22 protein-coding genes and 1 pseudogene are annotated in these 25,911 nt (G+C 39.5%); 13 read left to right on the top strand and 10 right to left on the bottom strand.

What is annotated here, in order from left to right; translation table 11 throughout:
* The first annotated feature begins 5 nt into the window (after positions 1-5).
* The 10 genes from MTP24_RS06420 (at position 6) to adk (ending at position 10,791) form a co-directional block, all read left to right on the top strand.
* Positions 6-758 (top strand): putative DNA-binding domain-containing protein, encoded by a 753-nt coding sequence (locus MTP24_RS06420; RefSeq protein ID WP_243533294.1) that lies wholly within the window; start codon positions 6-8, stop codon positions 756-758.
* Positions 759-829: 71 nt separating this feature from the next.
* The gene (locus MTP24_RS18955) at positions 830-952 is read left to right on the top strand and encodes a hypothetical protein (protein WP_008132255.1); all 123 of its coding nucleotides are present in this window, start codon (positions 830-832) and stop codon (positions 950-952) included.
* A gap of 169 nt (positions 953-1,121) precedes the next feature.
* Positions 1,122-1,667: an adenine phosphoribosyltransferase gene (gene apt, locus MTP24_RS06425; protein ID WP_006792394.1), complete on the top strand. Its 546-nt coding sequence runs from the start codon at positions 1,122-1,124 to the stop codon at positions 1,665-1,667.
* Positions 1,668-1,670: 3 nt separating this feature from the next.
* Positions 1,671-4,166: a DNA polymerase III subunit gamma/tau gene (gene dnaX, locus MTP24_RS06430; RefSeq protein WP_243533296.1), complete on the top strand. Its 2,496-nt coding sequence runs from the start codon at positions 1,671-1,673 to the stop codon at positions 4,164-4,166.
* Positions 4,167-4,225: 59 nt separating this feature from the next.
* The gene (locus MTP24_RS06435; protein WP_006792396.1) at positions 4,226-4,552 is read left to right on the top strand and encodes a YbaB/EbfC family nucleoid-associated protein; all 327 of its coding nucleotides are present in this window, start codon (positions 4,226-4,228) and stop codon (positions 4,550-4,552) included.
* A 6-nt stretch (positions 4,553-4,558) separates the two neighbouring features.
* Positions 4,559-5,167, top strand: coding sequence for a recombination mediator RecR (gene recR, locus MTP24_RS06440; protein WP_008132248.1), 609 nt, complete (start codon positions 4,559-4,561; stop codon positions 5,165-5,167).
* Between the two features lie 173 nt (positions 5,168-5,340).
* Positions 5,341-7,242: an MFS transporter gene (locus tag MTP24_RS06445; protein WP_243533298.1), complete on the top strand. Its 1,902-nt coding sequence runs from the start codon at positions 5,341-5,343 to the stop codon at positions 7,240-7,242.
* Positions 7,243-7,247: 5 nt separating this feature from the next.
* Positions 7,248-7,955 (top strand): RluA family pseudouridine synthase, encoded by a 708-nt coding sequence (locus MTP24_RS06450; protein WP_243533300.1) that lies wholly within the window; start codon positions 7,248-7,250, stop codon positions 7,953-7,955.
* Positions 7,956-8,058: 103 nt separating this feature from the next.
* The gene (gene htpG / locus MTP24_RS06455) at positions 8,059-9,972 is read left to right on the top strand and encodes a molecular chaperone HtpG (protein WP_243533303.1); all 1,914 of its coding nucleotides are present in this window, start codon (positions 8,059-8,061) and stop codon (positions 9,970-9,972) included.
* 174 nt (positions 9,973-10,146) lie between these two features.
* A complete protein-coding gene (gene adk / locus MTP24_RS06460) occupies positions 10,147-10,791 on the top strand; it encodes an adenylate kinase (RefSeq protein ID WP_243533305.1) in 645 nt (214 codons plus the stop codon).
* A gap of 55 nt (positions 10,792-10,846) precedes the next feature.
* Here the strand turns inward: adk and tpx are convergent, their stop codons facing one another.
* Positions 10,847-11,428, bottom strand: a complete 582-nt coding sequence (gene tpx / locus MTP24_RS06465) for a thiol peroxidase (protein WP_006792402.1) — start codon at positions 11,426-11,428, stop codon at positions 10,847-10,849.
* A 228-nt stretch (positions 11,429-11,656) separates the two neighbouring features.
* Here tpx and MTP24_RS06470 point away from each other — a divergent pair, with 228 nt between their 5' ends.
* Both MTP24_RS06470 and MTP24_RS06475 read left to right on the top strand, forming a co-directional pair.
* The gene (locus MTP24_RS06470; RefSeq protein ID WP_010557595.1) at positions 11,657-12,661 is read left to right on the top strand and encodes a response regulator; all 1,005 of its coding nucleotides are present in this window, start codon (positions 11,657-11,659) and stop codon (positions 12,659-12,661) included.
* A gap of 3 nt (positions 12,662-12,664) precedes the next feature.
* Complete coding sequence (locus MTP24_RS06475) at positions 12,665-13,636, top strand: diguanylate cyclase (protein ID WP_006792404.1); 972 nt, start codon at positions 12,665-12,667, stop codon at positions 13,634-13,636.
* Between the two features lie 46 nt (positions 13,637-13,682).
* Here the strand turns inward: MTP24_RS06475 and MTP24_RS06480 are convergent, their stop codons facing one another.
* From MTP24_RS06480 to MTP24_RS06495, 4 genes are all read right to left on the bottom strand, one after another.
* Positions 13,683-15,197 (bottom strand): SpoVR family protein, encoded by a 1,515-nt coding sequence (locus tag MTP24_RS06480; protein ID WP_243533307.1) that lies wholly within the window; start codon positions 15,195-15,197, stop codon positions 13,683-13,685.
* 17 nt (positions 15,198-15,214) lie between these two features.
* Complete coding sequence (locus MTP24_RS06485; protein ID WP_243533309.1) at positions 15,215-16,498, bottom strand: YeaH/YhbH family protein; 1,284 nt, start codon at positions 16,496-16,498, stop codon at positions 15,215-15,217.
* A 30-nt stretch (positions 16,499-16,528) separates the two neighbouring features.
* Complete coding sequence (locus MTP24_RS06490; RefSeq protein WP_006792407.1) at positions 16,529-18,451, bottom strand: PrkA family serine protein kinase; 1,923 nt, start codon at positions 18,449-18,451, stop codon at positions 16,529-16,531.
* A gap of 208 nt (positions 18,452-18,659) precedes the next feature.
* Complete coding sequence (locus MTP24_RS06495; RefSeq protein ID WP_006792408.1) at positions 18,660-19,241, bottom strand: Fe-Mn family superoxide dismutase; 582 nt, start codon at positions 19,239-19,241, stop codon at positions 18,660-18,662.
* A 265-nt stretch (positions 19,242-19,506) separates the two neighbouring features.
* On the opposite strand from MTP24_RS06495, the gene MTP24_RS06500 reads away from it, so the two are divergent.
* Positions 19,507-19,845: a Grx4 family monothiol glutaredoxin gene (locus tag MTP24_RS06500; RefSeq protein WP_006792409.1), complete on the top strand. Its 339-nt coding sequence runs from the start codon at positions 19,507-19,509 to the stop codon at positions 19,843-19,845.
* A 91-nt stretch (positions 19,846-19,936) separates the two neighbouring features.
* Here the strand turns inward: MTP24_RS06500 and MTP24_RS06505 are convergent, their stop codons facing one another.
* From MTP24_RS06505 to MTP24_RS06525, 5 genes and pseudogenes are all read right to left on the bottom strand, one after another.
* On the bottom strand, positions 19,937-21,250 hold the full coding sequence (locus tag MTP24_RS06505) for an ATP-binding protein (protein WP_008132052.1): 1,314 nt from the start codon (positions 21,248-21,250) through the stop codon (positions 19,937-19,939).
* A pseudogene (locus MTP24_RS06510) lies at positions 21,250-22,581 on the bottom strand (sigma-54 dependent transcriptional regulator). Before MTP24_RS06510 ends, MTP24_RS06505 begins: the two are co-directional and overlap by 1 nt.
* Positions 22,582-22,660: 79 nt before the next feature.
* The gene (locus MTP24_RS06515) at positions 22,661-23,869 is read right to left on the bottom strand and encodes an FtsX-like permease family protein (RefSeq protein WP_008132056.1); all 1,209 of its coding nucleotides are present in this window, start codon (positions 23,867-23,869) and stop codon (positions 22,661-22,663) included.
* Positions 23,870-23,880: 11 nt separating this feature from the next.
* Complete coding sequence (locus MTP24_RS06520; RefSeq protein WP_008132058.1) at positions 23,881-25,194, bottom strand: ABC transporter permease; 1,314 nt, start codon at positions 25,192-25,194, stop codon at positions 23,881-23,883.
* Positions 25,195-25,197: 3 nt separating this feature from the next.
* Positions 25,198-25,908 carry an ABC transporter ATP-binding protein gene (locus MTP24_RS06525; RefSeq protein WP_008132059.1) on the bottom strand — a complete coding sequence of 237 codons (711 nt, stop codon included), beginning with the start codon at positions 25,906-25,908 and terminating at the stop codon, positions 25,198-25,200.
* Positions 25,909-25,911 lie beyond the last annotated feature (3 nt).

Here is a 25,911-nt window from a genome sequence, read left to right on the forward strand (position 1 = left end):
CAGCTATGAGCTTTATAGATGTTCAAAATGAATTTATGGCGCACATACGTGAACCAAAAAAAAATAAAAAGCCAACTGATATTGAAGATAGACGCATGGCTATATATCGCGACCTATTCTTTAATAACATAGAGGGATTCATTTCTTCCGGTTATCCAGTGTTAAAAACGCTTTATAGTGACAAACAATGGAACAAATTGATTAGGCAGTTTTTTAGTGAATATAATTGTCAATCACCATACTTTTTAGATATGGCAGGGGAGTTTATTAATTACTTGTCCAGTAGTTATAAAATGAAAAACTATGATCCTGCTTTTATGTTAGAGCTTGCGCATTATGAATGGGTAGAGCTTGACATCTCAATAGCTAACGAAGACCCTAATGAGAGAAAACTACAACAAACAGCGTTAACTAAAAGTCCATTATTTCTATCAAGCGTAGCGAGAAATTTGAGTTACCAATATCCAGTGCAAACTATAAGTGACCAAGTCCGGCCAAAAGAACCATCGACTGTACCTAACTATTTTGTTGTTTATAGAGATGAAGAAGATGAAGTACAGTTTTTAGCAACTAATGCCATGACGGCTTTATTACTCTCTATCATTGAAAGCGTTGAGGGCATTACATTTGATAACCTCTGCCAACAGGTGATTATGCAGGCTCCTCAGTTTAACGAAGAGCAAATAACACAAGGGGCGCTTGTGACACTCAATGCGCTGATTGAACGCGGTGTAATCGTGACAAAAAATCAAGATTAAGGCCTTTATTGATGTTTTTACATCGTCTATCATGACAGCCTTATTTATCGTGCTTAATAAAAGGTTGTACCATGTCAGATGATAAAGATTTTAAAGATCCGTTTAACGCTACTTATTTTATTGCTTTTCTAGCGGTATTTGCAGGTATTGGTTGTTTAAATGCAATTTTAGGTTGGATCACTAGCTTAACCTAAAACGTATTTATAGTTTAAGGCTGTTGTCAGCATCAGCCTTAACGCTTTGCTTTTTTATCCTCTATAACTGTTCAATATTTTCGTTAAAGTCACAGCAAACTCGCAATTAAAGTTCACTTAAGGTTATAATCACCTGCTTTGTAATATCAACCATTGAGCAGTAAAACTTATGACTCAAGTAACACCAGCAATTATTAAAAACAGCATTGCAACAATTGCTGATTATCCTAAAGCGGGCATTATGTTTCGCGATGTAACTACATTAATGGCCAACCCTGAAGCGTTCAAGGCTACTATTGATGCGTTTATAACCGAATATAAAGACCAAGGTTTTACAAAAATTATTGGCACAGAATCACGTGGCTTTATTTTTGGTGCGCCTTTATCTTATGCTTTAGGTATTCCTTTTATTCCAGTGCGTAAGCCTGGCAAATTACCGCGCGAAGTTATTCGCCAAGATTACCTACTAGAATACGGTGAAGACACGCTAGAACTTCATGTTGATGCAATTGTACCCGGTGACAAAGTACTTCTTGTTGATGACCTTCTAGCAACTGGCGGTACTATCGAAGCGACTGCTAAACTAGTTAATAAGTTAGGCGGTGAGGCTACTGATGCAGCATTTGTTGTATCACTGCCTGAATTAGGTGGCGAACAACGCATAGAAAAAATGGGTATCAAAATCTTAAAGTTGGTTGAATTCGAAGGCGAATAATCGATGAGTTATCAGGTTCTAGCGAGAAAATGGCGTCCACAAACCTTTCATGAATTGGTTGGGCAGTCTCATGTTAAACAAGCGCTTGTTAATGCGCTTACACAAAATAGACTGCATCACGCGTATTTATTCACTGGAACCCGAGGAGTTGGTAAAACAACTATTGCGCGTATTTTTGCAAAAAGCTTAAATTGCGACGAAGGTATTTCGGCATCTCCTTGTGGGCAATGTAGCAGCTGTACAGATATTGAAGCAGGCCGCTACATTGACTTGCTAGAAATTGATGCTGCCTCTCGTACTAAAGTAGAAGATACGCGTGAAATACTTGATAACGTTCAATACGCACCTACGCGCGGGCGTTACAAAGTATACCTAATAGATGAAGTTCACATGCTTTCAAAGCATAGCTTTAATGCGCTCTTAAAAACGCTAGAAGAACCGCCAGAGCATGTGAAATTTTTACTCGCAACCACCGATCCCCAAAAGTTACCCGTTACTATTTTATCGCGATGTTTACAGTTTAATTTAAACGCCTTATCGCAAAGTGAAATTAAAACACAGCTTCAACACGTTTTGACTCAAGAACAAGTGCGCTTTGATAACGATGCACTTAGCGTTATTGCAAAAGCTGCAGATGGCAGTATGCGCGATGCGCTTAGCTTAACCGATCAAGCTATAGCACAAACTAATGGTGATATTAATAATCAAGCGGTTCAAGCTATGCTTGGTTTAATGGATACACACTACAGCCAAAGTTTATTAGCAGCATTACTAAGTCAAGATGGCGCTGCGCTCATGAGCGAAATAGCAAATGTAGCGAGCAAAAACCCAAATTATATAGCGTTACTTGATGATTTAATTTCATTAACGCACTTAACCCAGCTTACCCAATTAGTGCCTCAAGCTGCTGGGCTTGATGAGACCAATGCTGATTACATAAAACACGTTGCAGAGCACACCAGTGCACAGCAAGTGCAGGTTTATTACCAGTTACTTTTAAACGGTAAAAAAGATTTACAATGGGCCCCTGAACCACGTTTAGGGTTCGAAATGATTTTGCTGAGGTTACTTGCATTTCAGCCTGCAGGAAACGAAACTCAGCAGGGCGAGATAAGTACGCCTCAATTGCCGGCACGTAACACTGAAGGCCGAGCCAATGCACTGCGCGATATTTTAAGTAAAAATAAGCCTGAAAGTACTAATAACGCTGCTAATCATAGCGACACAAACACTGTACAGCAACCAGCTGAAAAATCGATTATAAGTGCAGAACAGCATGAACAAGTAACCCCCACTGTTACTGACACGCCTGTTGATTCTGCTCACGTAGAGCATTTACAGGTTGAAAACGAAGAGGCTCAAACTGAAACGAGCCAAAATACACCTGCGAAGCAAATAAGTGATGAGCAAGCACAGCGTAACAGCGAAAATGAAGCGTACATGCAGCACAATGATGTAGAGCAAACATTAGCTGCACAATTCGATGATGTAATGAGTAGCGCGCTAGATCAAGGCTTTAATCCTCAAACTCAAAGTACAACGCAACAGGCTGAAACTCCAAGCGCTCCAGTCTCTTTGGATGCACCTTCACTGCATGATAAAGAGTCTCAGGCACAATCGGCCATTGCACGCATCTTACGTGACAGAAATATATCAGGTTCAGGCAGGTTATCAGGTAATAATACAGCTCAGCCGCCAGTGTCTGAAAAGCCTGAAGCTGATAATAATGAGCAAAGTAACAGGCTGGTTGGTTCGCCAATTGTAGAGCAAAGTGAATCCACTAATACAGATATACACACTCATTCTGAAAACACAGAACACCCACACGCGGCTTCTGTGCAATCGACTAACCCACCGCCGTGGGATGACTATAATACAGGCGAGCATGAAAAAAAGTCTGAGCTCCCTGTTAGCGGGAGCCAAGCAAAACGCCCCAGTGTAGTCGCTACAAAAGCACAAAAAGTTGATTTTAAAGCTAAACATCAAACAATCACTGAAAATTTAGCGCCTGAGTTACTAGAACAAATTAACCCTCAAAGTGTGCCTGCTCCAGCTCCAGAAGAGGAAAGTATTCCGGTTCCAGATGATTTTCAAAGCCCAATAAGTGAAATAAAGTTTGCTCATCAGCAAGACGAGTGGGCTTATTTGATAAAACGTATGGGGCTGGGTGGACGAATGCGCCAATTTGCGCTGCATTCAATTTTTACGAAGCAGGGAAGTAACTTACATATAGATGTTGATGAATCGCAAAAACACCTAGATACGCCAATGCTTCGTCAAAAACTTGATGCCGCATTATCGAGTATTTACGATCACAATGTGTCGCTGAGTATAAAATTTGCTCAAGGGGTTATCGATTCGCCTTATTTAATTCAACAAAAAATAGATGCAGGGCGCCATCAGCAAGCAATAGATGTGATCACAAGTGACGAAAACATAGTACAATTTCAACAGTTATTTAGCGCCGAAATTGACGAAAACAGTATTCAGGCATTGTAATTACATACAATCGCCCTTATCTTCATGACAATTAAAGATTAAAAGAAAGAGAGAAAATTATGTTTAAAGGTGGAATGGGTAACATGATGAAGCAAGCGCAGCAAATGCAAGAGCGCATGCAAAAAGCCCAAGACGAAATTGCAACAATGGAAGTTGTTGGTGAAGCGGGTGCAGGCTTAGTTAAAGTAACCATGCTTGGTAACCACAATGTTCGTCGCGTAGAGCTTGATGAAAGCCTTATGGAAGACGACAAAGACATGATTGAAGACTTACTTGCAGCGGCATGTAACGATGCTGTGCGCCGTGTAGCTGAAGAAACGCAAGAACGAATGAGCAAAGTAACTGGCGGTATGCAATTACCACCAGGTATGAAAATGCCGTTTTAACAAACAATGCAACTTTCAGATAGTTTAAATCAGCTTATTGAAGCATTGCGGTGTCAACCGGGTATTGGCCCAAAGTCTGCACAGCGTATTGCATTCCATTTGCTTGAACGTGATCGCAAAGGTGGTACACAACTAGGTAGCGCGCTTACTAAGGCAATGACAGCAATAGGTCATTGCCAAACGTGCCGAACTTTTTGTGAGCAACCTCAGTGTGACATTTGCTTGAGCACAAAACGCCAAGACAGCGGTACGTTATGTGTTGTTGAGTCGCCTACTGATGTACTTGCCATTGAGCAAACGGGTCAGTATTTAGGTTTATATTTTGTCCTTATGGGGCATTTATCACCCATTGATGGTATTGGTCCTAAAGAAATAGGCTTAGATGTTTTAGAGCAAAAACTTTCTCAAGGCGGCATTAACGAAGTAATACTAGCAACTAATCCTAGTGTTGAGGGTGAGACGACTGCGCATTATATTGCCCAGCTTTGCCACAAAAATAATGTGGGCGCCTCGCGAATAGCGCACGGTATTCCGGTTGGAGGCGAACTTGATTTAGTTGATGGTAGAACCCTAATGCATGCATTTAGTGGTCGCCGCGTGGTTACACAAGAATAGTTCATTAAAGCGACTGTTTGAAAAGATATGTAAAAGCCTACGTAATTAATTTATGTAGGCTTTTTTGTTTTTAAGGTAAGCTAGCTAAAAATAGTATGCAGTTAATTTGACGGCTAAGTAATCAAAGCCCTTTTTGAGATAGGTTTATTTAGAGTTAAAACGTAAGGATCACAATGAAAACGCATTCAACAAATCAAAGCGGCTTACTTAATAGTAAACGATTTTTACCTTTGTTTATTACCCAGTTTTTTTCTGCCGTTAACGATAATGTCTATAAGCAGTCGGTGCTTATTTTACTGGTTTTTCAAGCTGCAACATTGGCCGATGGTGCGCTCTATTCAAACATAGCAGCAGGCTTATTTATTTTACCGTTTTTTTTATTTTCGGGTATGGCAGGGCAGCTTGCTGAGAAAACAGAAAAATCAAAATTAATCAGGTTTGTAAAACTTTGCGAAATTCCTATTATGGTTGTAGGGGCACTATCTATTTATACCCAGTCTATTTGGCTTATGCTCAGCACTATATTTTTCATGGGGTTTCAAAGTACATTTTTTGGTCCGTTAAAATATTCTATTTTACCGCAGCACGTTGCCCCGAACGAATTAACAAAAGCGAATGGGTTAGTTGAATCGGGTACCTTTGTTGCCATTTTACTAGGGACTATTTTTGGGACTTATTACATTACGCAAAACGTAGGCCCCGAAATTATTAGCATTGCAGTACTCGTGCTCGCAGTATTAGGTTATGTGAGTAGCCGCTTTATACCAATAAGTGCAGCGAATGAACCTAACTTAGCGTTTACCTACAATATTTATACCTCTACAAAAAATGTGTTTTCAGCACTTAATTCGCAAACAGAGTCTGTTGGAAAATCAGTCTTAGGTATAAGCTGGTTTTGGTTAATTGGCGCCATTGTGCTAACTACATTACCAAACTATGTTAAGCACGTAATGGGCGGTAACGAATTAGTAGTAACCAGTGCGCTGGTGGTATTTTCGTTAAGTATTGCTATTGGTTCTTTATTATGTGAAAAGCTTTCGCGTTCGCGTATTGAGTTAGGCATTGTGCCCTTTGGTGCCATCTTAATTACCCTATTTTTATACTTGCTCAGTACAGAGCCCGCTATTTTAAGTTATGGTGTGCAAATCGATGAATTATTAACCTTAAAGCAGGTATTAAATACTGGCGATATGCGCTGGCACTTTGTGTGGATGGCCGGTATTGGTATAGCATCAGGTTTTTATACTGTTCCTTTGTATGCTTTGATACAACAAAGAACAGAAGAGGCGTGTCGGTCTCGTGTTATTGCCGCTAACAACGTACTTAATGCACTGTTTATGGTGTGCAGTGCCATTTTAAGTATTGTGACATTGTCTATTTTAGAGTGGAGTATCTCAGAATTATTGCTCTTACTTGCAGGGTTAAACTTACTGATTTCAGTGTATATTTATACCAAAGTACCTGAGTTTTTCTTACGTTTTATTATCTATATTTTAGCTATTTGCATGTATCGCGTGAAAACCAGAGGCGAAATAAATATACCAGAGGAAGGTGCAGCGGTTATTGTTGCCAATCATGTCAGCTTTGTTGATTGGATGTTTATTTTAGCAGCGTCACCAAGACCAATTCGTTTCATGGTTTTTGCGCCAATTTATTATTCTCCTACTCTGCACTGGTTATTTAAAATGGCTAAAGCAATACCGATTGATAGCGAAAAAGCAAACCCTGAAGCTTTTAAAAAGGCGTTTGACGATGTTGCAGAGGCACTTGAACGCGGCGAGCTTGTGGGTATTTTCCCTGAGGGTAAATTAACAGGTGATGGCTGTGTTGATATGTTTAGAAGAGGTGTAGAGAGAATAATTGAGCGAACGCCTGTTGCTGTTGTGCCTGTGCATTTAGGTGGGCTTTGGGGCAGTATGTTTAGCCGAAAAACAAAGTGGCAATTACCTCGTTTAAAGTGGTCGTTAGTCTCTGTATCTGTTGGTGAGCCTGTTACGGCAAATAAAGTAAAAGCGGATAATCTGCGTGAACGAGTGTTAGATTTAAAACTACTTTACTCTAAAGATAATGATTAATAGGCATGAAAAGCAGCGAAACAAACCCTATTGTCGATAATTTTATAGCGCCAAAATGCATAGATACGTTTAGTATTTTGTATCAAGATAACGATATTTTAGTTATTAATAAACCCAGTGGCTTGCTGAGCTTATCAGGGAAAAATCCAGAAAACTGGGACTCAGTACATTATCGTCTAGTAAATGGGCAAAAAGGGTTAACGTCGCCCTTTTTAAGCGCTAAATTAGTTCATCGATTAGATTTAGGCACATCGGGAATAATGCTTGTAAGCCTAAACGATTTGAGCTCAAAACGTTTAAATAAGCAGTTTCAATTACGTAGTGTAAAAAAGCATTATGTAGCAGTGCTGCAGGGGTGTGTTAGCGAAAATAGAGGGCAAATTGATGCGCCCATAGCTAAAGACACACAGTTATTTCCGCGTGTAAAAATCTGCAAACTAGAGGGGAAGCCTGCTGTTACCGAGTTTAACGTTATAAAGCGCCTTGCTAACCCTGTTAGAACTTATGTACATTTTTCTCCTTTGACTGGGCGTACTCATCAGCTACGCATACATAGTCATTTTATAGGCCACCCTATTTTAGGATGCGACCTGTATAAGAGTGCACACAGTGAAAAGCTATCAAAACGCTTACTGTTGCATGCAAGCGATCTGTTTTTTGAACATCCCACTACAAATCAAGCAATTCACATCCATTGCCCAAGCCCATTTTAGTGTGAATTAACATTACATTTTTTAATTTTTTCCCTTGAAGTTCTATTAGCTCCCCCCATATTAAGTGCATAACGCAGACACTTTGCTAATTGGAGATATATAAATGACTGCAGCACAAAAAGAAACATTAGGCTTTCAAACAGAAGTAAAACAACTATTAAACTTAATGATTCATTCTCTTTATTCAAACAAAGAGATTTTTTTACGTGAGCTTGTATCAAACGCATCAGATGCAGCCGACAAGCTACGTTTTTTAGCGCTTTCAAATGGTGAACTTTACCAAGGTGATGCAGACCTTCGCGTTCGTATCAGCGCAGATAAAGAGGCCAATACCGTTACTATTTCAGATAACGGCATCGGTATGACGCGTGAAGAAGTGATTAACTCTTTAGGCACTATTGCAAAATCGGGCACTGCTGAGTTTTTCAAAAACTTAACGGGCGATCAGAGCAAAGATTCACAACTTATTGGTCAGTTTGGTGTTGGTTTTTACTCTGCATTTATTGTTGCTGATTTAGTGACTGTTCGCACACGTAAAGCGGGTGAAACAACTGCTTATGAGTGGGAGTCTAAAGGTGAAGGCGAGTACACGCTGCAAGAAATTGAAAAAGAAGGCCGTGGTACCGAAATTACTTTACACCTTCGCGAAGACGAAAAAGAATTTGCAGACGAATTCCGTTTACGTAGCATTGTGACTAAATACTCAGATCATATTTCTACGCCTGTACAAATGTACAAAGCAGAAGTACCAGAATCTGAAGGCGAAGATGGCGAAAAAATTCCAGCAGTACCGGGTGAGTGGGAAAGCATTAACCGCGCCACGGCATTGTGGACGCGTGATAAATCAGAGCTTTCTGATGAAGAATACAAAGAGTTTTACAAGCATGTGAGCCATGACTGGGAAGATCCGCTAAGCTGGGCACATAATAAAGTTGAAGGTAAAACTGAGTACACTAGCCTTTTATATATCCCTAAAAAGGCACCTTTCGATTTATGGAACCGTGAGCGTCAAAGTGGTTTAAAACTATACGTTCAACGTGTGTTTGTAATGGATGATGCTGAGCAGTTTATGCCAAGCTACTTACGTTTTGTGAAGGGTTTATTAGATTCAAACGATTTACCATTAAATGTATCGCGTGAAATTTTACAAGATAACAAAGTAACCCAAGCGATTCGTAAAGGGTGTACCTCGCGTATCATTAAAATGCTTGAGCGTATGGCTAAAAACAAAGCTGACGATTACCAAGTATTTTGGAATGAGTTTGGTCAGGTGATGAAAGAAGGCCCAGCGGAAGACGCTGCAAATAAAGAAGCGATTTGCAAGTTACTTCGTTTTTCTTCTACTCTTACAGATTCACAGACGCAAGATGTGTCGCTTGAGCAATATGTTGAGCGCATGAACGAAGGGCAAGATAAAATATATTACGTGGTAGCCGATACCTTTACCGCTGCTAAAAACTCGCCGCATTTAGAGATTTTCCGCAAAAAAGGCATTGAGGTATTATTACTAAGCGACCGTGTTGACGAGTGGATGATGAGCCACCTAACTGAGTTTGCAGATAAGCCACTTCAGTCAATCACACGTGGTGACTTAGACCTAGGCAAGCTTGATGATGAAGAGACAAAGAAAGCGCAAGAAGAGTCTGAAAAAGAGATGGCCGGCTTAGTAGAACGCATTAAAACAGCCTTAGGAGATGATGTTAAAGAAGTGCGTTTCACACACCGTTTAACTGACTCTCCAGCATGTGTTGTAAGTGATGACAACGACATGAGTTCGCAAATGCAAAAGCTAATGGAGTCTGTTGGTCAAGCGGCGCCAGAGGCTAAGCCTGTGTTTGAGCTAAACCCAGAGCATCAACTTGTGAAACATTTAAATGACGAACAAGATGAAGATAAATTTTCACAATGGTCACATGTACTATTAGACCAAGCATTACTTGCAGAGCGCGGAACATTAAAAGACCCAACAGGGTTTGTTACTCGCCTAAATAAATTAATGTTAGAGCTAAGCAAATAAATTTATATTAAGTTATTAAAAGTATAAATATTGTACATATTAAAAAAGGAAGCCGAGGCTTCCTTTTTTTATGCGCTATAAACTAGGCAATTAGTATAAGTTGCTTGAGTATCAGCGGCGCTTATGGAAGAATTCAGGCTTTAAAAATAAACTCTCATACTAGGGGACAATGATATGCGCATTATTCTTTTGGGCGCGCCGGGTGCAGGTAAAGGTACTCAAGCTCAGTTTTTAATGGACAAGTACGGTATTCCACAAATTTCGACTGGCGATATGCTACGTGCTGCAATTAAAGAAGGCACTCCACTTGGCTTAGAAGCAAAAAAAGTAATGGACGCAGGTCAGCTAATTTCTGACGATATCATTATTGGTTTAGTTAAAGAGCGTATTGCTAAAGCTGATTGCGAAAAAGGTTTTTTACTAGATGGCTTTCCACGTACCATTCCACAAGCAGATGCAATGAAAGAAAATGGCGTAGTAGTTGATCACGTTATTGAATTTGATGTTGCTGATGAAGTAATTGTAGAGCGTATGGGCGGACGTCGTGTTCATCCTGGCTCGGGTCGTGTTTACCATGTTGTTTACAATCCGCCAAAAGTGGAAGGTAAAGACGATGAAACAGGTGAACAATTAATTGTGCGCGCTGACGACACAGAAGAGACAGTGCGTAAACGTCTAGGTATTTACCATGAGCAAACTATGCCGTTGGTTGATTACTACCAAGCTGAAGCAGCTGCAGGCAACACGCAGTACCATAAACTTGACGGTACACAAGCCGTAGAAGTTGTAAGTGCACAGTTAGGTGAGCTTTTAGGTTAATTTAAAGCGCACAAAAAAACCGCCAGTAGGCGGTTTTTTTGTTTTAAAGAAAGGCCTATAAGGTTTTAAGCTTTTCTATTACGCTGTCATATTCTGGCTCGGTAGATAGGTTACTTACTAATTGCTTATAAATCACTTTATGGCTCTTATCGAGTATAAAAATAGAGCGTGTTAGAAGCCCCATATCTTTTATAATCACACCATATTTTTGGCCAAAATCACGCCATACCGAATCAGATAATGTGATGACTTTATCTATACCTTCTGCTTTACAAAATCGTTTCTGGGCAAACGGTAAATCAGCGCTTACAGTCAATATTTCAATACTTGGAAATTCTAGCGCCACTTTTTCGTTAAAGTGCTTAGTTTGTAAACTACACACACCGGTATCTAAACTTGGTACTACGCTAATTAGTAATGCTTGCCCTTTGTAGTTTTTGAGCGTTACAGGCGTAAAGTTACCATCAACTACTTTAAAGTCAGGTGCACTTTCACCTACTGAGACACCTTCACCCATTAAAGTAATTGGTTTGCCCTGTACTGACACTTTTCCTGCATCTAGTGTATTTTCTGGGTAATCGGCTGCCATAGCAACGGAGCAAAATGCACTCAGCACAAACGCGAACGTACGATACATAAGGTATTCCTTTTAAATTAACGCAATAAGCGACAGTGTATTATACTGCGTATGAGTAACCAAGCGATTATGCGTTCTTGCTTGCTAAGAATTAGTTATGAGATTTATAAATTGTAAACCGCTGAAACTTTGATTAACATATAGTTACAAAAAATATCTTAAATAATAAAAATAAAAGCCACTATCATTTTGTGATGTTAATACTTGGTTTAAAAATAGAGAGATAGTATGCCAACATCAGTATTAGTATGTGATGATTCCAAATTAGCGAGGCGCCAGTTAGCTCGCTCATTGCCGGAAGACTGGGACATAAAGGTTGAGTTTGCAATTAACGGTGTTGATTGCATAAAGCAAATAAAAGCGGTTGACCCAGAAATTCTATTCCTTGATTTAAACATGCCTGAAATGGACGGGTATGAAGTGTTGATGGCAATAAAAGAGTTAGGCTTAAATGTGCTTACTGTTGTGGTATCTGGTGACATACAACCTAATGCCCACCAACGAGTGCTTGATTTAGGCGCTATCGATTTTATTCAAAAACCCTGCTCACCAGAAAAGCTTGCCGAAATAATAGAGCATCATGGAATTAAAGACAAAGCTATGCGTGAACGCTTGTCCCATGCATTAGGTGAGCAAGTTGACCCTGACGTTCGAGACATCTACCAAGAACTGACGAATGTCGCAATGGGGCAGGCTGGTGACTTACTAGCAAGGTTACTCAATGTATTTGTCGAATTACCAATCCCTAATGTAAATATTCTCGAGGTGAGTGAGCTAGATATGGCACTTCGCTCCATAGATAATAATGCGTCTACTTCTGGTGTGTGCCAGGGCTTTATAGGTGGTGGTGTATCTGGCGAAGCATTATTATTACTCAACGATTCTAGTTTTAAAGAAATTGCGTCTTTAATGAATTATGACGGTGTACTCACCGATAACGTTGAGCTTGAGCTACTAATGGATATTAGTAATATCCTTATTGGTGCAATTCTTACGGGTCTTTCTAAGCAGCTCGACATGTCATTCAGCCAAGGACACCCAATTGTGTTAGGTCAGCATAGGGATGTTTCTGAACTGGTAAAAGCAAACAAGTCTCGTTGGCAACGCACTCTTGCAATTGAAATTAGCTATGGCATTGAAAATCACAACATAAACTGTGATTTAATGTTGTTATTTACCGAAGACTCACTAAAAACTTTGAAATACAAAGTTGCTTACCTATTAGAAGATTAAGTTATGGCTGCTGATTTAGATATGAATGAGATCCATTGGTTAATGGATATGTTTAATACCGTTGATGTGGGTCTTGTTGTACTTGATAGAGATTACCGAGTGTGTGTTTGGAATGGGTTCATGGAAAACCATTCCGGCTTATTACCAAGTGCGGTAAAGCATAAAGATTTATTTGATTTGTTTCCTGCAATAGACGAAAAATGGTTTAGAAGTAAATCTGAATCAGTATTTGTTTTAAAAAATCGCTCATTCACAATATGGGAACAGCAACCTTATATATTTAGGTTTAAAAATTACCGTCCTATCACTGGTAAAGCCGAGTATATGTATCAAAATGCAACTTTTATACCTTTAACTAATATTCGTGCAGAAGTCAGTCATATATGTATTATCTTATATGATGTAACTGATATTGCGGTAAATAAAAAAGAATTAGAGGATTTAAATGCCCGCCTAGAGCAAGTAAGCCAAACAGATAGCCTCACTCAGTTGTATAACCGTGGTCATTGGGAGAGTACGCTCAAGCAAGAGTTTTTGCGTACTAAGCGCAATGGCGGTTCTAGTGCATTGCTGATGTTTGATATCGATCGATTTAAAGTCGTAAATGATGAATATGGCCACACGTGTGGTGATGAAGCACTACGCCACTTGTCAAAACTTTTAAAAACGACACTACGCGAAACGGACATCGCAGGAAGGTACGGTGGTGAGGAGTTTGTAGTTACTTTATTAGATACCGATGAAAAGGGGGCTGAAATTTTTGCTGAACGCTTAAGGGTATTAATTGAGCAAAGTCCTGTTATGTATAAACAACTTGAAGTGAAAGTAACAGTGAGTATTGGTTTTGCCTGTTTTAGTAATGAGTTTAAAGACCATGAGCGCTGGATAGAAGCTGCAGATAAAGCTATGTATCAATCTAAAAAGAATGGACGAAATAAAGTAACTGCCTATGCCGATATAAAAAATGACGCTTAAGCGTCATTTTTTATTAATTATTTTTAGTCTGCCGCTCTGAGTTTAATCACTCGGTTGTATGTCGAGAGTCATCTTTAGGGCATTGTCCGATAGTCGTTATTTTTTCATTATTATCTACTTGTTCAAGTTTTACTTTAAACCCCCATAATCTATAAAGGTGCTTAAGTACTTCCTCATGTGTATTTGCTAAAGGTATATTATTGTGCGGCACATACCTAAGCGTAAGCGCTCTATCCCCTCTGATATCAACATCGTACACTTGAATGTTAGGTTCATGATTACTTAAGTTATATTGAGCCGAAAGCGCTTCCCTTACCGCTTTATATCCATTGTCGTTATGAATTGCGCCTATTTCTAAATGCGGAGCGCTCGCGTTATCAATAAGTGTAAAAAGCTTAAAGTCGCGAATTAATTTAGGGGATAAAAACTGGCTTATAAAGCTTTCATCTTTAAAGTTTTGCATAGCAAAATGAAGGGTATCAAGCCAATTACTTCCGGCATATTCAGGGAACCATTTTTTATCTTCTTCCGTTGGGTGTTCGCATAGTCGCCTAATATCAACCATCATATTGAAGCCTAAAGCATATGGGTTGATACCTGAATAATACTGACTATTGTAAGGTGGTTGATAAACAACATTTGTATGGCTTTGTAAAAATTCCAGCATAAATGAGTCGGTAAGTTTACCTTCATCATAAAGGTGATTTAAAATGGTGTAATGCCAAAAGGTGGCCCAGCCTTCATTCATTACTTGTGTTTGTTTTTGTGGGTAAAAATATTGTGATATTTTACGCACTATACGAATAACTTCACGTTGCCAAGGTTCTAAAAGTGGTGCGTTTTTTTCTATAAAATACAAGATATTTTCTTGTGGATCTTGAGGAAAGTGGCATTCTTTCTTTTTTGCTTCTTGGTGATGTTCGGGGATTGTTCGCCATAATTCGTTCACTTGAGATTGCAAATAAGCCTCGCGTTCTTCTTGGCGCTTTTGCTCTTCGAATAACGAAATTTGTTGCGGGCGTTTATAACGATCAACGCCATAGTTCATGAGTGCGTGGCATGAGTCTAGTAAGGTTTCTACTGATGTTACACCGTATTTTTCTTCGCAGCGACGTATATAATTTTTAGAAAATACCAGGTAATCAATGATAGAGCTGGCATCAGTCCATGTTTTAAATAAATAATTACCTTTAAAAAAAGAGTTGTGGCCATAACATGCGTGCGCCATAACTAGTGCTTGCATCGGTAACGTATTTTCTTCCATTAAATATGCAATACAGGGGTCTGAATTAATCACTATTTCATACGCGAGGCCCATTTGTCCGCGTTTATAGTTTTGCTCAGTTTGAATGAATTTTTTCCCGTAAGACCAATGGTTGTAACCAATAGGCATCCCAACACTTGAGTACGCATCCATCATTTGTTCGGCGGTGATCACCTCTATCTGATTAGGGTAAATGTCTAACCGGTAAAAGTCTGCAACGCGGGCTATTTCTGTTTGATACTCAGTTAACAAATCAAAAGTCCAGTCAGGGCCGTCACTCATTCGTTTAGTATTCATATTAATACCTCGCTTGGTTATGCAGCTCCTTGTTGTTGCCGACCTTTTTTAAAAAGCTCCCTAAATATAGGGTAAATGTCTTCAACACTTTGAATGTGCTGTATGGCAAAGTTGGAATGTGTTTGCGTAATATTTAAATATTCTCGCCATAGGCTTTGATGAGCACGTGTTGTGATTTCAATGTAGGCAAAATAGCGAACAGCATCTAAAATGCTATTACGTAATATTTGTCCGCAATGAGGAGTATCGTCAGCCCAGTTATCACCGTCAGATGCTTGTGCTGCATATACATTCCATTCGTCTGCGTTGTAACGCTCTTTAATTATTTTATCCATCAGTTTAAGTGCGCTCGATACGATAGTTCCCCCAGTTTCTTGAGAGTAAAAAAATGTTTGTTCGTCTACTTCAGTAGCTTGCGTATGATGACGGATATAGACCACTTCAATGTTTTTATAACTGCGCGTTAAAAATTGATATAGTAAAATATAAAACCGTTTTGCCATATCTTTTGTGGCTTGGTCCATAGAGCCTGACACATCCATAATACAAAACATAACCGCTTTGCTGGTGGGGTGGGGGCGCTTCTCGTAATTTCTAAAACGCAAGTCATAGTTATCAATAAATGGCACAGCTTTAATTTGCTGTTTGAGTAGGTTTATTTCTTTTTGTAAAAGTGCAACAGCGGCTTTATCGCTATGAGGTTCGTGTATTAAAATTTTTAGCTGAGCTTCTAAATCGGCTAAGCGGCGCTTTTTTCCAGCGCTCATCGCAACACGTCGGGCAAGTGATCCTTGTAACGAACGAACAATATCAATATTACTTGGCATACCTTCACTGCAAAAACCGGCTCGGTGGGTTTTCATTTGTACAAGTTTATCAAGTTGATTTTCTTGAAGATTAGGAAGTTCTAAATCTTCAAAAAGTAAATCGAGGTACTCATCTTTTGAGATAGAGAACACAAATTCATCTTGCCCTTCGCCAGAGTCGCTTGCCTCACCTTGTCCAGAACCATCACCTTGACCACCTTTTGGTCGCTCTATTTTATCACCTGTTGCAAACTGATCGTTACCTGGGTGTATTTGTTTCTTATTCCCACCTTTACCTTGATGAAAGGTAGGCTCGCTGATATCACGTTGCGGAATAGATATACTTTCCCCCGATGTAGAGTCGGTTACACTGCGTTTATTTATTGCATCTGACACCGCTTCTTTTATCTGTTTTTTATAACGCCTAATGAAGCGTTGACGATTTACGGTGCTTTTATTTTTACCGTTTAAACGTCTGTCTATGAAATGCGCCATAATGACCTCCTAAAACCACAACCATGAAGGTTATTGTGATTTCCTAACACGTAGGTACCACTCAGATAACAATCTGACTTGCTTTTGTGTATAGCCTTTCTCGACCATGCGATTAACAAAGTCTTCGTGTTTTTGCTGATCTTCAGCTGAGGTTTTAGTATTAAACGAAATAACAGGCAACAGATCTTCTGTGTTTGAAAACATTTTTTTCTCAATGACAGTGCGTAATTTTTCATAACTCGTCCACAGCGGGTTTTTGCCATTGTTATGAGCCCGTGCGCGTAGTACAAAATTGACTATTTCGTTACGAAAATCTTTAGGGTTAGAAATGCCCGCTGGTTTTTCAATTTTCTCAAGCTCTGCATTGAGTGCAGCTCGGTCAAATAATTGGCCTGTATCAGGGTCACGATATTCTTGATCTTGAATCCAAAAATCGGCATAAATAACATAGCGATCAAATATGTTTTGCCCATATTCTGAGTATGATTCCAAATACGCAGTTTGAAGTTCCTTACCAATAAATTCAACATACTGAGGGATTAAATAGCCTTTTAAAAAGCTCAAGTAGCGTTCTTCAACATCGCTGCTGAATTGTTCACGTTCTATTTGTTGTTCAAGTACATAAAATAAGTGAACAGGGTTTGCGGCCACTTCTGTGTTGTCAAAATTAAATACCCGAGATAAAATTTTAAATGCAAAGCGAGTAGAAAGACCCGTCATGCCTTCATCCACTCCTGCGTAATCGCGATACTCTTGATACGACTTTGCTTTTGGATCAGTGTCTTTGAGTGTTTCACCATCGTACACTCGCATTTTAGAATACAGGCTTGAGTTTTCAGGCTCTTTTAATCGTGAAAGAGTTGTAAATTGTGCCAAAGCTTTTAAGGTGCCAGGCGCGCAAGGAGCGCTATGAAGTTCACTATGCTGAAGAAGTTTGTCGTAAATTTTAATTTCTTCAGTGACACGCAAACAATAAGGTACCTTGACTATGTATACACGGTCTAAAAAGGCTTCATTATTTTTGTTATTTTTAAAGGTTTGCCATTCAGATTCGTTTGAATGAGCGAGGATCATGCCATTAAAGGGAAGAGCGCTAATACCTTCAGTTCCATTGTAATTACCTTCTTGCGTGGCCGTTAGTAGTGGATGGAGTACTTTGATAGGGGCTTTAAACATCTCTACAAATTCCATCAAGCCTTGATTTGCCATACAAAGTGAACCCGAGTAAGCATAAGCATCGGGGTCATTTTGCGCAAAGTGTTCAAGCTGACGTATATCTACTTTACCTACTAATGCAGATATATCTTGGTTGTTTTCATCGCCAGGCTCTGTTTTAGCGATGCCTATTTGATTCAGAATAGATGGATAACGTTTTACCACTCTAAACTTACTTATATCGCCATTAAACTCTTTCAGCCGTTTGCCTGCCCACGGTGACATAATTGTTTTTAAATAACGTGGCTTAATACCGTACTCTTGCTCTAGCACATTAGCGTCTTCAATGGGATCAAACAGAGATAATGGGTGATCGTTTACCGGTGACCCTTTAATTGAATAGATGGGTACTTGTTGCATGAGGTACTTTAGCTTTTCAGCAATAGATGATTTGCCACCGCCGACTGGGCCTAATAGGTAGAGAACCTGTTTACACTCTTCAAGCCCTTGAGCGGCGTGTTTTAAATAAGAAACAATTTGTTCAATGGCATCCTCCATACCATAAAAATCGGTAAAGGCAGGGTAGCGTGCAACTACTCTATTTGAAAATAACCGACTGAGGCGTGCATCCGTTGCGGTATCTACCATTGTGGGTTCACCTATGGCCATTAAAAGGCGTTCTGGTGCACTCGCGTAGGCAGATTTGTCGGTTTTACATATCTCAAGAAACTCGGCGATACTGTACTCTTCTTCTTGTGCCGCTTCGTAACGTGCTTGGTAATGCTCAAAAATCGTCATAATAACCTCCGAAACCCGCTGTAAAAGGTGCTTACATTTTAAAGTTTAGTCGCGAAAGTCTATGTTTGTGGAATAAAATTAAAAATTTAAGTGAAAAAAGATCATGTTGAAGAAGGCTATTTTGTCAAATGACAGAGTTTAAAAGTATAAATAATAGGCATAAAAAAAGACGCTTTAGCGTCTTTTTTAAATTAGCGATAAGTGCTAATTAAGCGAAGTTTGCGTTTGCAAATTCCCAGTTAACAAGTGACCAAAAACCTTTAAGGTAATCTGGACGCACGTTACGGTAATCAATGTAGTATGCGTGTTCCCATAAATCTACAGTAAGAACAGGTGTAACGCCTTCGTCAGTAAGTGGTGTAGCAGCGTTAGATGTGTTAACGATGTCTAAAGAGCCATCGGCAAGTTTTACTAACCAAGTCCAGCTTGAACCGAAGTTATTTACTGCTTTGTCGTTTAATGCATCTTTAAACGCATCAAAAGAACCCCATTTAGCGTTAATTGCATCTGCAATTGCGCCAGTAGGCTCGCCGCCGCCATTTGGAGATAGGCTGTTCCAGTAAAACGTGTGGTTCCAGATTTGCGCTGCGTTGTTAAATACACCGCCTTCTGATGAACATACGATTTCTTCTAGAGATTTGTTTTCAAACTCTGTACCAGGGATCAAACCGTTAAGCTTAACAACATACGTGTTGTGGTGCTTACCGTGGTGAAACTCTAATGTTTCTTTTGAAATATGTGGCTCAAGTGCGTCGATTGCATATGGTAGTGACGGTAGTTCAAATGCCATTTTTTATCTCCATCTTTTTTAGTTGATAGTCCATTTGGTGATACGTAATGCCTGTTGAAACAGACCACTTACCTATACCAAGTGGGAATATAGTGTTACTATAATTGTTGAGTATTTTACTCAAGTTTAAGCAAACAGCAATGCTATTGCGAAAGACTATTTCAATTGTGGCTTTATTTGCCCATTTTAAGTTATATATTTATGGTCACGATGAGTTATTTTCAAGACCTAAGTATATTTAGCTATCGTTACTTTGAGGTTGTAGATGGAAACCATTGATAAAATTAAACAGCAAATTTCAGAAAACCCAATTATCCTTTTCATGAAAGGGTCACCTAAGTTACCAAACTGTGGTTTTTCTTCACAAGCTTCACAAGCACTTATGTCGTGTGGCGAACCGTTTGCATACGTTGATATTTTACTAAACCCAGACATTCGTGCTGAGCTTCCTGCGTACGCAAATTGGCCTACATTCCCACAACTTTGGGTTGAGGGTGAGCTAATTGGTGGTTGTGATATCATCATCGAAATGTTCCAACGTGGTGAATTACAACCGTTAATCACAGAAACAGCGGCTAAGTACAAAGAAGCTGACGCTGAGTAATCTTATTTTGTGAGCGCTATTTCTATAGTGCTGTGATAATAAAAGCCACGTTAAGTGGCTTTATTGTTTTTAGTTTTTTTAACAACATCACTTATCTGCACGGCAGGGTAACTTGCACGTTTAGACCACCACTTAATTTATTATGTAAGCTTATTTGTCCTTTATGTGCTTCAGCAATCTCTCTGCACAAGGCTAACCCCAAACCACTTCCTGTACTTTTTGTAGAATAAAAAGGTACGAGGGCATTAGCCATAACCTGCTCACTCATTCCTTTTCCGCCATCGCTTACATCTACTATGCAAGTATTACTAAAGAACGTTACATCTATGTTTATTTTAGACGGATTTGAGCCTGACTCGTGTGCATTTTTGAGTAAGTTGATAAGCAACTGCTCAAGTTGTGCCTGATCTGCATGTAATATGCTTTGGGTGCTGCTTACTGTGTAGCTAAACTGCCATTGTCTATTCAGATCATTTAATGTGTTTTGCCAATTTATCGCTGACTTTTGTGGTGTAGGGAGCTTCGCAAATTTGCCATAGCCTTGAACAAACTCAGCCAAGTGGCTTATTCTTTCATCGATTGTTGAAAACACTCGTGCAAGACGAGGCTCATCTACGCGGCTAGCTAAAAGCTGAGCGCTGTGCAGCATTGATGACATAGGGCCAAGAGAGTTATTGAGCTCGTGGCTTATTATTCGAATAACTTTTTTCCATACTGCTACTTCTTGGCGGCTGAGTTCACGGGTAAGTTGTTTAAATATGTACAAGTGATGTTTTTGATTATTAAGCAAAAATTCGCCAGTCGATAAATGCCAAGTTTGAGAATCGTGACTATCTATTTCAATATTAAACAAGCCATCCACGCCTTGCTCAATAGCATTAGTAAGTTGAATAGGTGCATCAGACAATAATTCGTGAAGTTGCGTGCCTTCTAGTTGTGTTTTGCTATTAAATAAAGTGCGGCTGACTAAGTTACTAAATACAACAATTTTATTATCGTTAACAAGTAAAAGTGCTTGGGGAGAGCTTTGTAATACTTTATCTAACATTAACTCTCGTTGATAAATCCACTGTTTTTCTTGACGAAGTTGTTTTGCCGTTTGATTATAAAGCAGACATAGCTTTCCTAACTCATCGTTGTTTTTATAGGCTAATAAACTAGAAAGCTCACCATCTTTAAAATTAAGTAAGCCAGTTTCTAGCGATTGCAACCCTAGCTTAATAGGCTTTGTTAAGGCTCTAGCTAGCAAGATGCTTATTAGCATAGCTGCTATGACCAACAACACAGAGTAATACAGCGGATGTTGTGCAATTATTGTAATGCTAACAACAGGCAAAACGCTGCATAAAACACATATAGCCATTATTTTTTGAGTTAACGATAAGCCACTAATAAAATTAAACATTAGTAATCAATACCCATTTTTTGTAAGCGCCTATAGAGTGCTTGACGGCTTAAACCAAATTCTCGTGCTACTTTGGCTATAACCCCCTGATTAGCGCGTATTGATTGTTCAATTTCGAATTTTGTTGGTTCTTTTTTTACGTCGTTATTTTTTATTGGCGACTACGGGGTTAGGTCAAAATCTTCAGCACTAAGCAAACCATTAGGCTTGATTACACCAACACGTTTACAGGCGTTTTCAAGTTCTCTTACATTACCTGGCCATTGGTATCGATTAAGGGCTTGCTCTGCATCAATACTTAGCTCTCTATGTGGTAAAAAGTGATTAATGAGTGGCGCAATATCATCAACGCGTTCACAAAGCGCAGGTACGTTTAACTCAATAACGTTAAGGCGATAGTACAAATCTTCTCTAAAACGCCCTTCGGTTATTGCTTGTAATAAATTTTCGTTTGTGGCTGATATAACACGTACAGTTACTTTGCGCGTTTGTGTGGACCCTAACCGTTCAAATTCACCTGTTTGCAACACTCTTAGCAACTTCATTTGCCCAGAAAGTGGCAAGTTGCCAATTTCATCTAAAAATAATGTTCCACCATCAGCTGCCTCAAAACGACCTATACGTTGCTTGCTTATACCAGTATAAGCACCTGCTTCAGCACCAAACAATTCAGCTTCCAAAAGCTCTTGGGGAAGGGCGCCTGCATTGACCTTTATGAAAGGCTGATTTATTAGTGAAGAGTTTTTTTGAATAATAGTGGCAATACACTCTTTACCACTGCCATTAGGGCCTGTTATGAGTGCAGAGATATCAGATTTAGCCACTTGCAATGCCATCGTGACCAATCGCTCCATTGCGGTACTTTTAAAAATAAGGCCTGCTAAGTTAGCAGTGTTATATTTATCCTCTCGCTCTTTTTGTTGGCGGTTGTGCGTGGCCACAAGTTGCTTAGTGCGCCCTAGCTCTATTAAGTTAGTAATACACGTAAGAAGCTTATGGTCGTCCCATGGTTTTGGAAGGTAATCGGCTGCACCTGCTTTAACGAGTTCAATAGCCGTTGACAATTCAGTCCAAGCGGTTATTAGTATAATAGGGAGGTGTGGGTTCTCTTCACGCAGCGCATAAAACAAAGTTTTACCTTCTTCACCTGAGGTGGTATCGCTGGTAAAATTCATATCTTGAATAACGAGAGAGATGCGTTGGTACTGCACAATTTGAATCGCTTCAAAGGGCGTTGTTGCGGTAACTACATTAAAGTTATGTATTTCCAGTAGTAATGATAATGCCTCTAAAACAGCCGGGTTATCATCAACGATAAGTATTTTTTCCATGTGAATTTAATCGCTGTTTATTATTATTTAGAAAATGCTACACCGTATTTTGCCAGTGTAGCATAGGTTGGGAGCAGCGCTATATGGTTCGGGTTGCGATACTCGGCGAAATATTTGCTGCACGCTTAGCAGGGCCAAATACAGCTAGAAGGCTCATTATAAAAACCATAACGGCAGTTGCTGCGACATAGCCTAAGGGTAATACAGCTATTGAAAAGTGTTGCATTAGCAATTGCCCAAGTATGAGGGCCGCAATGACGCCTAAAACTAACCCAGCAGTGCAAATCAATGCATTTTCAACTAAAAAGTACTTGATGATTGAAGATTTACGAGCGCCCAAAGCGCGACGGGTTCCAATTTGTTTGGTGCGCTTACTTATATTGAATAAGGTTAAGCCAAAGATCCCTAAAGCGGTGACAAGTAAAAGTATAGTAATAAGCACAACTAACATACGCATCATCAATGTGTCTTCAGCCATATACTGCGCTTTGTCTTGATCTAAACCACGAATTCGAATAATCACACGCTTGTTATAATTTTTAAGCATAGCGTCTTCAATCTGTTTAGCTATGTCTGCACGCTCGTTGGACGCAGTGCGAACTAAAAAGTTGCCAGATATATTGGGATTAATGTAAGGAATTAATGCGATATTATTTGGGCGGCTGTCTTTTAACCAAGGCCCTTTTGCATGCTTAATTACACCAACAACTTTCAGTGGAATATCACCAAGAAAAATCGTTTTTCCTAAGCCCTCTTCATCAGGAAAAAGCTCATTGAGTAATGCTTGAGTGACAATTGTCACATTGGCTCGTTGATCATTATCGTTAGTGACAACGATTTCATCTTGAGTAAAATTTCGTCCTGCAACAAGCTCAACGCCAAGTGTATTAATTGCATGGTCATCCGTAAAAAAGTAAGCCGTTCTTGCTGAAAGCCCTGGCTCTGGTGCAGAGTTAATACTGAAGTCAGATGAGCTGCCACTACCTGATAACGGTATGTTGTTAATATATATGGCGTCTTTAACGCCGGGTAAAGCTCGAAGCATGGCTTCATCAAGTTCAAATTGCTGATGGCTTTGAACATCTTTACCAAAATGCATAACATGAAAAGCAAGTATTTCATCTTCCGGGTAGCCTGTTTCTTGGTTAAGGTAGGTTACTCTGTCTTGAATTATAAATGCTGCGTTACTAACAATTGCAGTGGTAATTGCTATTTGTATAAGTAGCAAAATTGCACCCACCTTAGATCGACACAGCGCATGAAAAATAGGTTTAATTTCTAATATCATTGTGTTCGTCCCTATTGGCTTTTTAGATAAATGGCAGGGTTGGTTTTACACACCAGCCAAGCAGGATAAAGCCCGGCAATTACACAAGTACTGATTGCAATAAGTGGGGCGCTTAGTAACATACTTAAATCCATAGTCGCTAAGCTTTCGTAATAACTGTAGCTCTGACGAACACCTAATAGACCAAACTGCGCAAATACAATCCCAAGTAGCCCGCCCAAAAGCCCTAACATAGCGACTTCAATGATATGTTGCATAAAAATCTGCCGTTTATTAGCACCAAGAGCACGACGTACTCCAACCTCTGGCGCTCGACGTAAAAATTTGGCAAGTAATAAGCCAAGTATATTAGCCAAACACACAGCCAAAAACATAAAACTTAGAGCCACTAAAATTTTGTTATCTTCACTAACCACATTATTGTAAGCCATCCATTGATTAACATCTCGAAGCCCAAAAGCGAGCTCTTTACGATTAAATCGACCGAGCTTTTGCTGCTCTTGCATATAAGCTAGTAAGTAATTCTCGTAATCATTTTTTTGTTGCTCGGTCGTTAATTCAACCCAGAATTGAATCCAAACCATTTCTGACTGTAATTTGGCAGTAAAACTTCGAACATCTTCATGCTTCCAACCATTAGTATTTCCCCAATTACCAAGTTGCTTTGCTTCAAGAAGGCTAAATGGCATAAAAAGTTGTTCGGGTTGGTTAAATGCACCATTGTTTAAGTCGTAATATTTGATGGTTAGTGGCCAATTTTTTGTAACGCCAATCACTTCGTAACTAGCATCGTCAAGGTAAATAACCTGACCCACTGAATTTTTGCCAGCAAATAACTTATTGTTTAACTCCTCGCTAATGACAACAACGGGCGCTGCATTGTCTTCTTGTTGCTGTGACCACTTGCTACCATGTAAAAATTCGAGGTCAAACATATTAAAAAATTCAGGAGTGGTAAGTCTTGCACTTTGACTAAACGGTTTTACTTTGTCAGAGTCTATGTAAACAGAAAAGCCACTTCGTACCATTTTTAAACGTTGAGCACCTACTTGGGATTGATAAAGATTTGCAGCATCTTGATAAGTTAGTTGAAGAGGCTGGTTATCTGACGTCCACCATGTGCTTCCATCATCCATTATCTGTAATTGCACACTAAAAAGCTGACTGCTCTTGTCCGGGATTGGATCGGCCGACATCATGTGATACACACTCAGACTAGTCATGGTGATGCCTATACCAATTGCTATGGCAAGTACCATTAAAAAGCTTACGAGTGGTGTGCGCTTAAAGCTACGCCAACTCAGATCAATATAATGAACCAGCATGAATTATACTCCTTGTGCGACTTTTATTGGCTGTGTACCTTGGTACAAAGTAAAGTCAGCAAGTTGTCCATCAACTACTTGAATGTTGCGCGGTGCACGGCGGGCTAATTCGCTGTCATGTGTCACCATTATAATTGTGGCGCCATCGCGATTTATTTGCTCAAGTAATTCCATCACTTGGCGAGCCATTAGGCTGTCTAAGTTACCGGTGGGCTCATCGGCAAGTAAAAAACGTGGTTCGCCGGCAAGTGCGCGGGCTATAGCGACGCGTTGTTGCTGGCCGCCAGAAAGTTGTAGAGGTAAATGCTTAGCGCGGGAGGCTAAGCCTACTTGTTCTAAACATTGCTCTATTCTACGTTTACGTTCTTTTGCTTTAATACCTCTATAACGAAGAGGTACTTCAATATTTTCATAGAGGTTTAAATCTGGTATTAAATTAAAACCTTGAAAGATAAAACCAATTTTTTGATTTCGGCAATCGGCACGTTGGTTGTCGTTTAGGCTACCCACGTTTACACCATCTAAAATATAATCACCTTCACTAAAGGGTTCTAACATTCCGGCAATATTTAAAAAAGTAGTTTTCCCAGAGCCGCTAGGGCCTGTGACAGCTATAAATTCGCCTTCATTTACATTTAAATTAAAGTCTCTTAATGCGTGAGTTTGAACCATTTCAGTTTGGTATACTTTACTTATGTTTTTCATTTGTAACATGGT

This window comes from Pseudoalteromonas sp. APM04, from assembly GCF_022809815.1.
Classification (GTDB): domain Bacteria; phylum Pseudomonadota; class Gammaproteobacteria; order Enterobacterales; family Alteromonadaceae; genus Pseudoalteromonas; species Pseudoalteromonas marina.

Bases quoted from the DNA above. Each gene is read 5' to 3' on its own strand.
- MTP24_RS06420 (WP_243533294.1), top strand. From the start codon at position 6: ATGAGCTTTATAGATGTTCAAAATGAATTTATGGCGCACATACGTGAA.
- MTP24_RS18955 (WP_008132255.1), top strand. From the start codon at position 830: ATGTCAGATGATAAAGATTTTAAAGATCCGTTTAACGCTACTTATTTT.
- apt (WP_006792394.1), top strand. From the start codon at position 1,122: ATGACTCAAGTAACACCAGCAATTATTAAAAACAGCATTGCAACAATT.
- dnaX (WP_243533296.1), top strand. From the start codon at position 1,671: ATGAGTTATCAGGTTCTAGCGAGAAAATGGCGTCCACAAACCTTTCAT.
- MTP24_RS06435 (WP_006792396.1), top strand. From the start codon at position 4,226: ATGTTTAAAGGTGGAATGGGTAACATGATGAAGCAAGCGCAGCAAATG.
- recR (WP_008132248.1), top strand. From the start codon at position 4,559: ATGCAACTTTCAGATAGTTTAAATCAGCTTATTGAAGCATTGCGGTGT.
- MTP24_RS06445 (WP_243533298.1), top strand. From the start codon at position 5,341: ATGAAAACGCATTCAACAAATCAAAGCGGCTTACTTAATAGTAAACGA.
- MTP24_RS06450 (WP_243533300.1), top strand. From the start codon at position 7,248: ATGAAAAGCAGCGAAACAAACCCTATTGTCGATAATTTTATAGCGCCA.
- htpG (WP_243533303.1), top strand. From the start codon at position 8,059: ATGACTGCAGCACAAAAAGAAACATTAGGCTTTCAAACAGAAGTAAAA.
- adk (WP_243533305.1), top strand. From the start codon at position 10,147: ATGCGCATTATTCTTTTGGGCGCGCCGGGTGCAGGTAAAGGTACTCAA.
- tpx (WP_006792402.1), bottom strand. From the start codon at position 11,428: ATGTATCGTACGTTCGCGTTTGTGCTGAGTGCATTTTGCTCCGTTGCT.
- MTP24_RS06470 (WP_010557595.1), top strand. From the start codon at position 11,657: ATGCCAACATCAGTATTAGTATGTGATGATTCCAAATTAGCGAGGCGC.
- MTP24_RS06475 (WP_006792404.1), top strand. From the start codon at position 12,665: ATGGCTGCTGATTTAGATATGAATGAGATCCATTGGTTAATGGATATG.
- MTP24_RS06480 (WP_243533307.1), bottom strand. From the start codon at position 15,197: ATGAATACTAAACGAATGAGTGACGGCCCTGACTGGACTTTTGATTTG.
- MTP24_RS06485 (WP_243533309.1), bottom strand. From the start codon at position 16,498: ATGGCGCATTTCATAGACAGACGTTTAAACGGTAAAAATAAAAGCACC.
- MTP24_RS06490 (WP_006792407.1), bottom strand. From the start codon at position 18,451: ATGACGATTTTTGAGCATTACCAAGCACGTTACGAAGCGGCACAAGAA.
- MTP24_RS06495 (WP_006792408.1), bottom strand. From the start codon at position 19,241: ATGGCATTTGAACTACCGTCACTACCATATGCAATCGACGCACTTGAG.
- MTP24_RS06500 (WP_006792409.1), top strand. From the start codon at position 19,507: ATGGAAACCATTGATAAAATTAAACAGCAAATTTCAGAAAACCCAATT.
- MTP24_RS06505 (WP_008132052.1), bottom strand. From the start codon at position 21,250: ATGTTTAATTTTATTAGTGGCTTATCGTTAACTCAAAAAATAATGGCT.
- MTP24_RS06515 (WP_008132056.1), bottom strand. From the start codon at position 23,869: ATGATATTAGAAATTAAACCTATTTTTCATGCGCTGTGTCGATCTAAG.
- MTP24_RS06520 (WP_008132058.1), bottom strand. From the start codon at position 25,194: ATGCTGGTTCATTATATTGATCTGAGTTGGCGTAGCTTTAAGCGCACA.
- MTP24_RS06525 (WP_008132059.1), bottom strand. From the start codon at position 25,908: ATGTTACAAATGAAAAACATAAGTAAAGTATACCAAACTGAAATGGTT.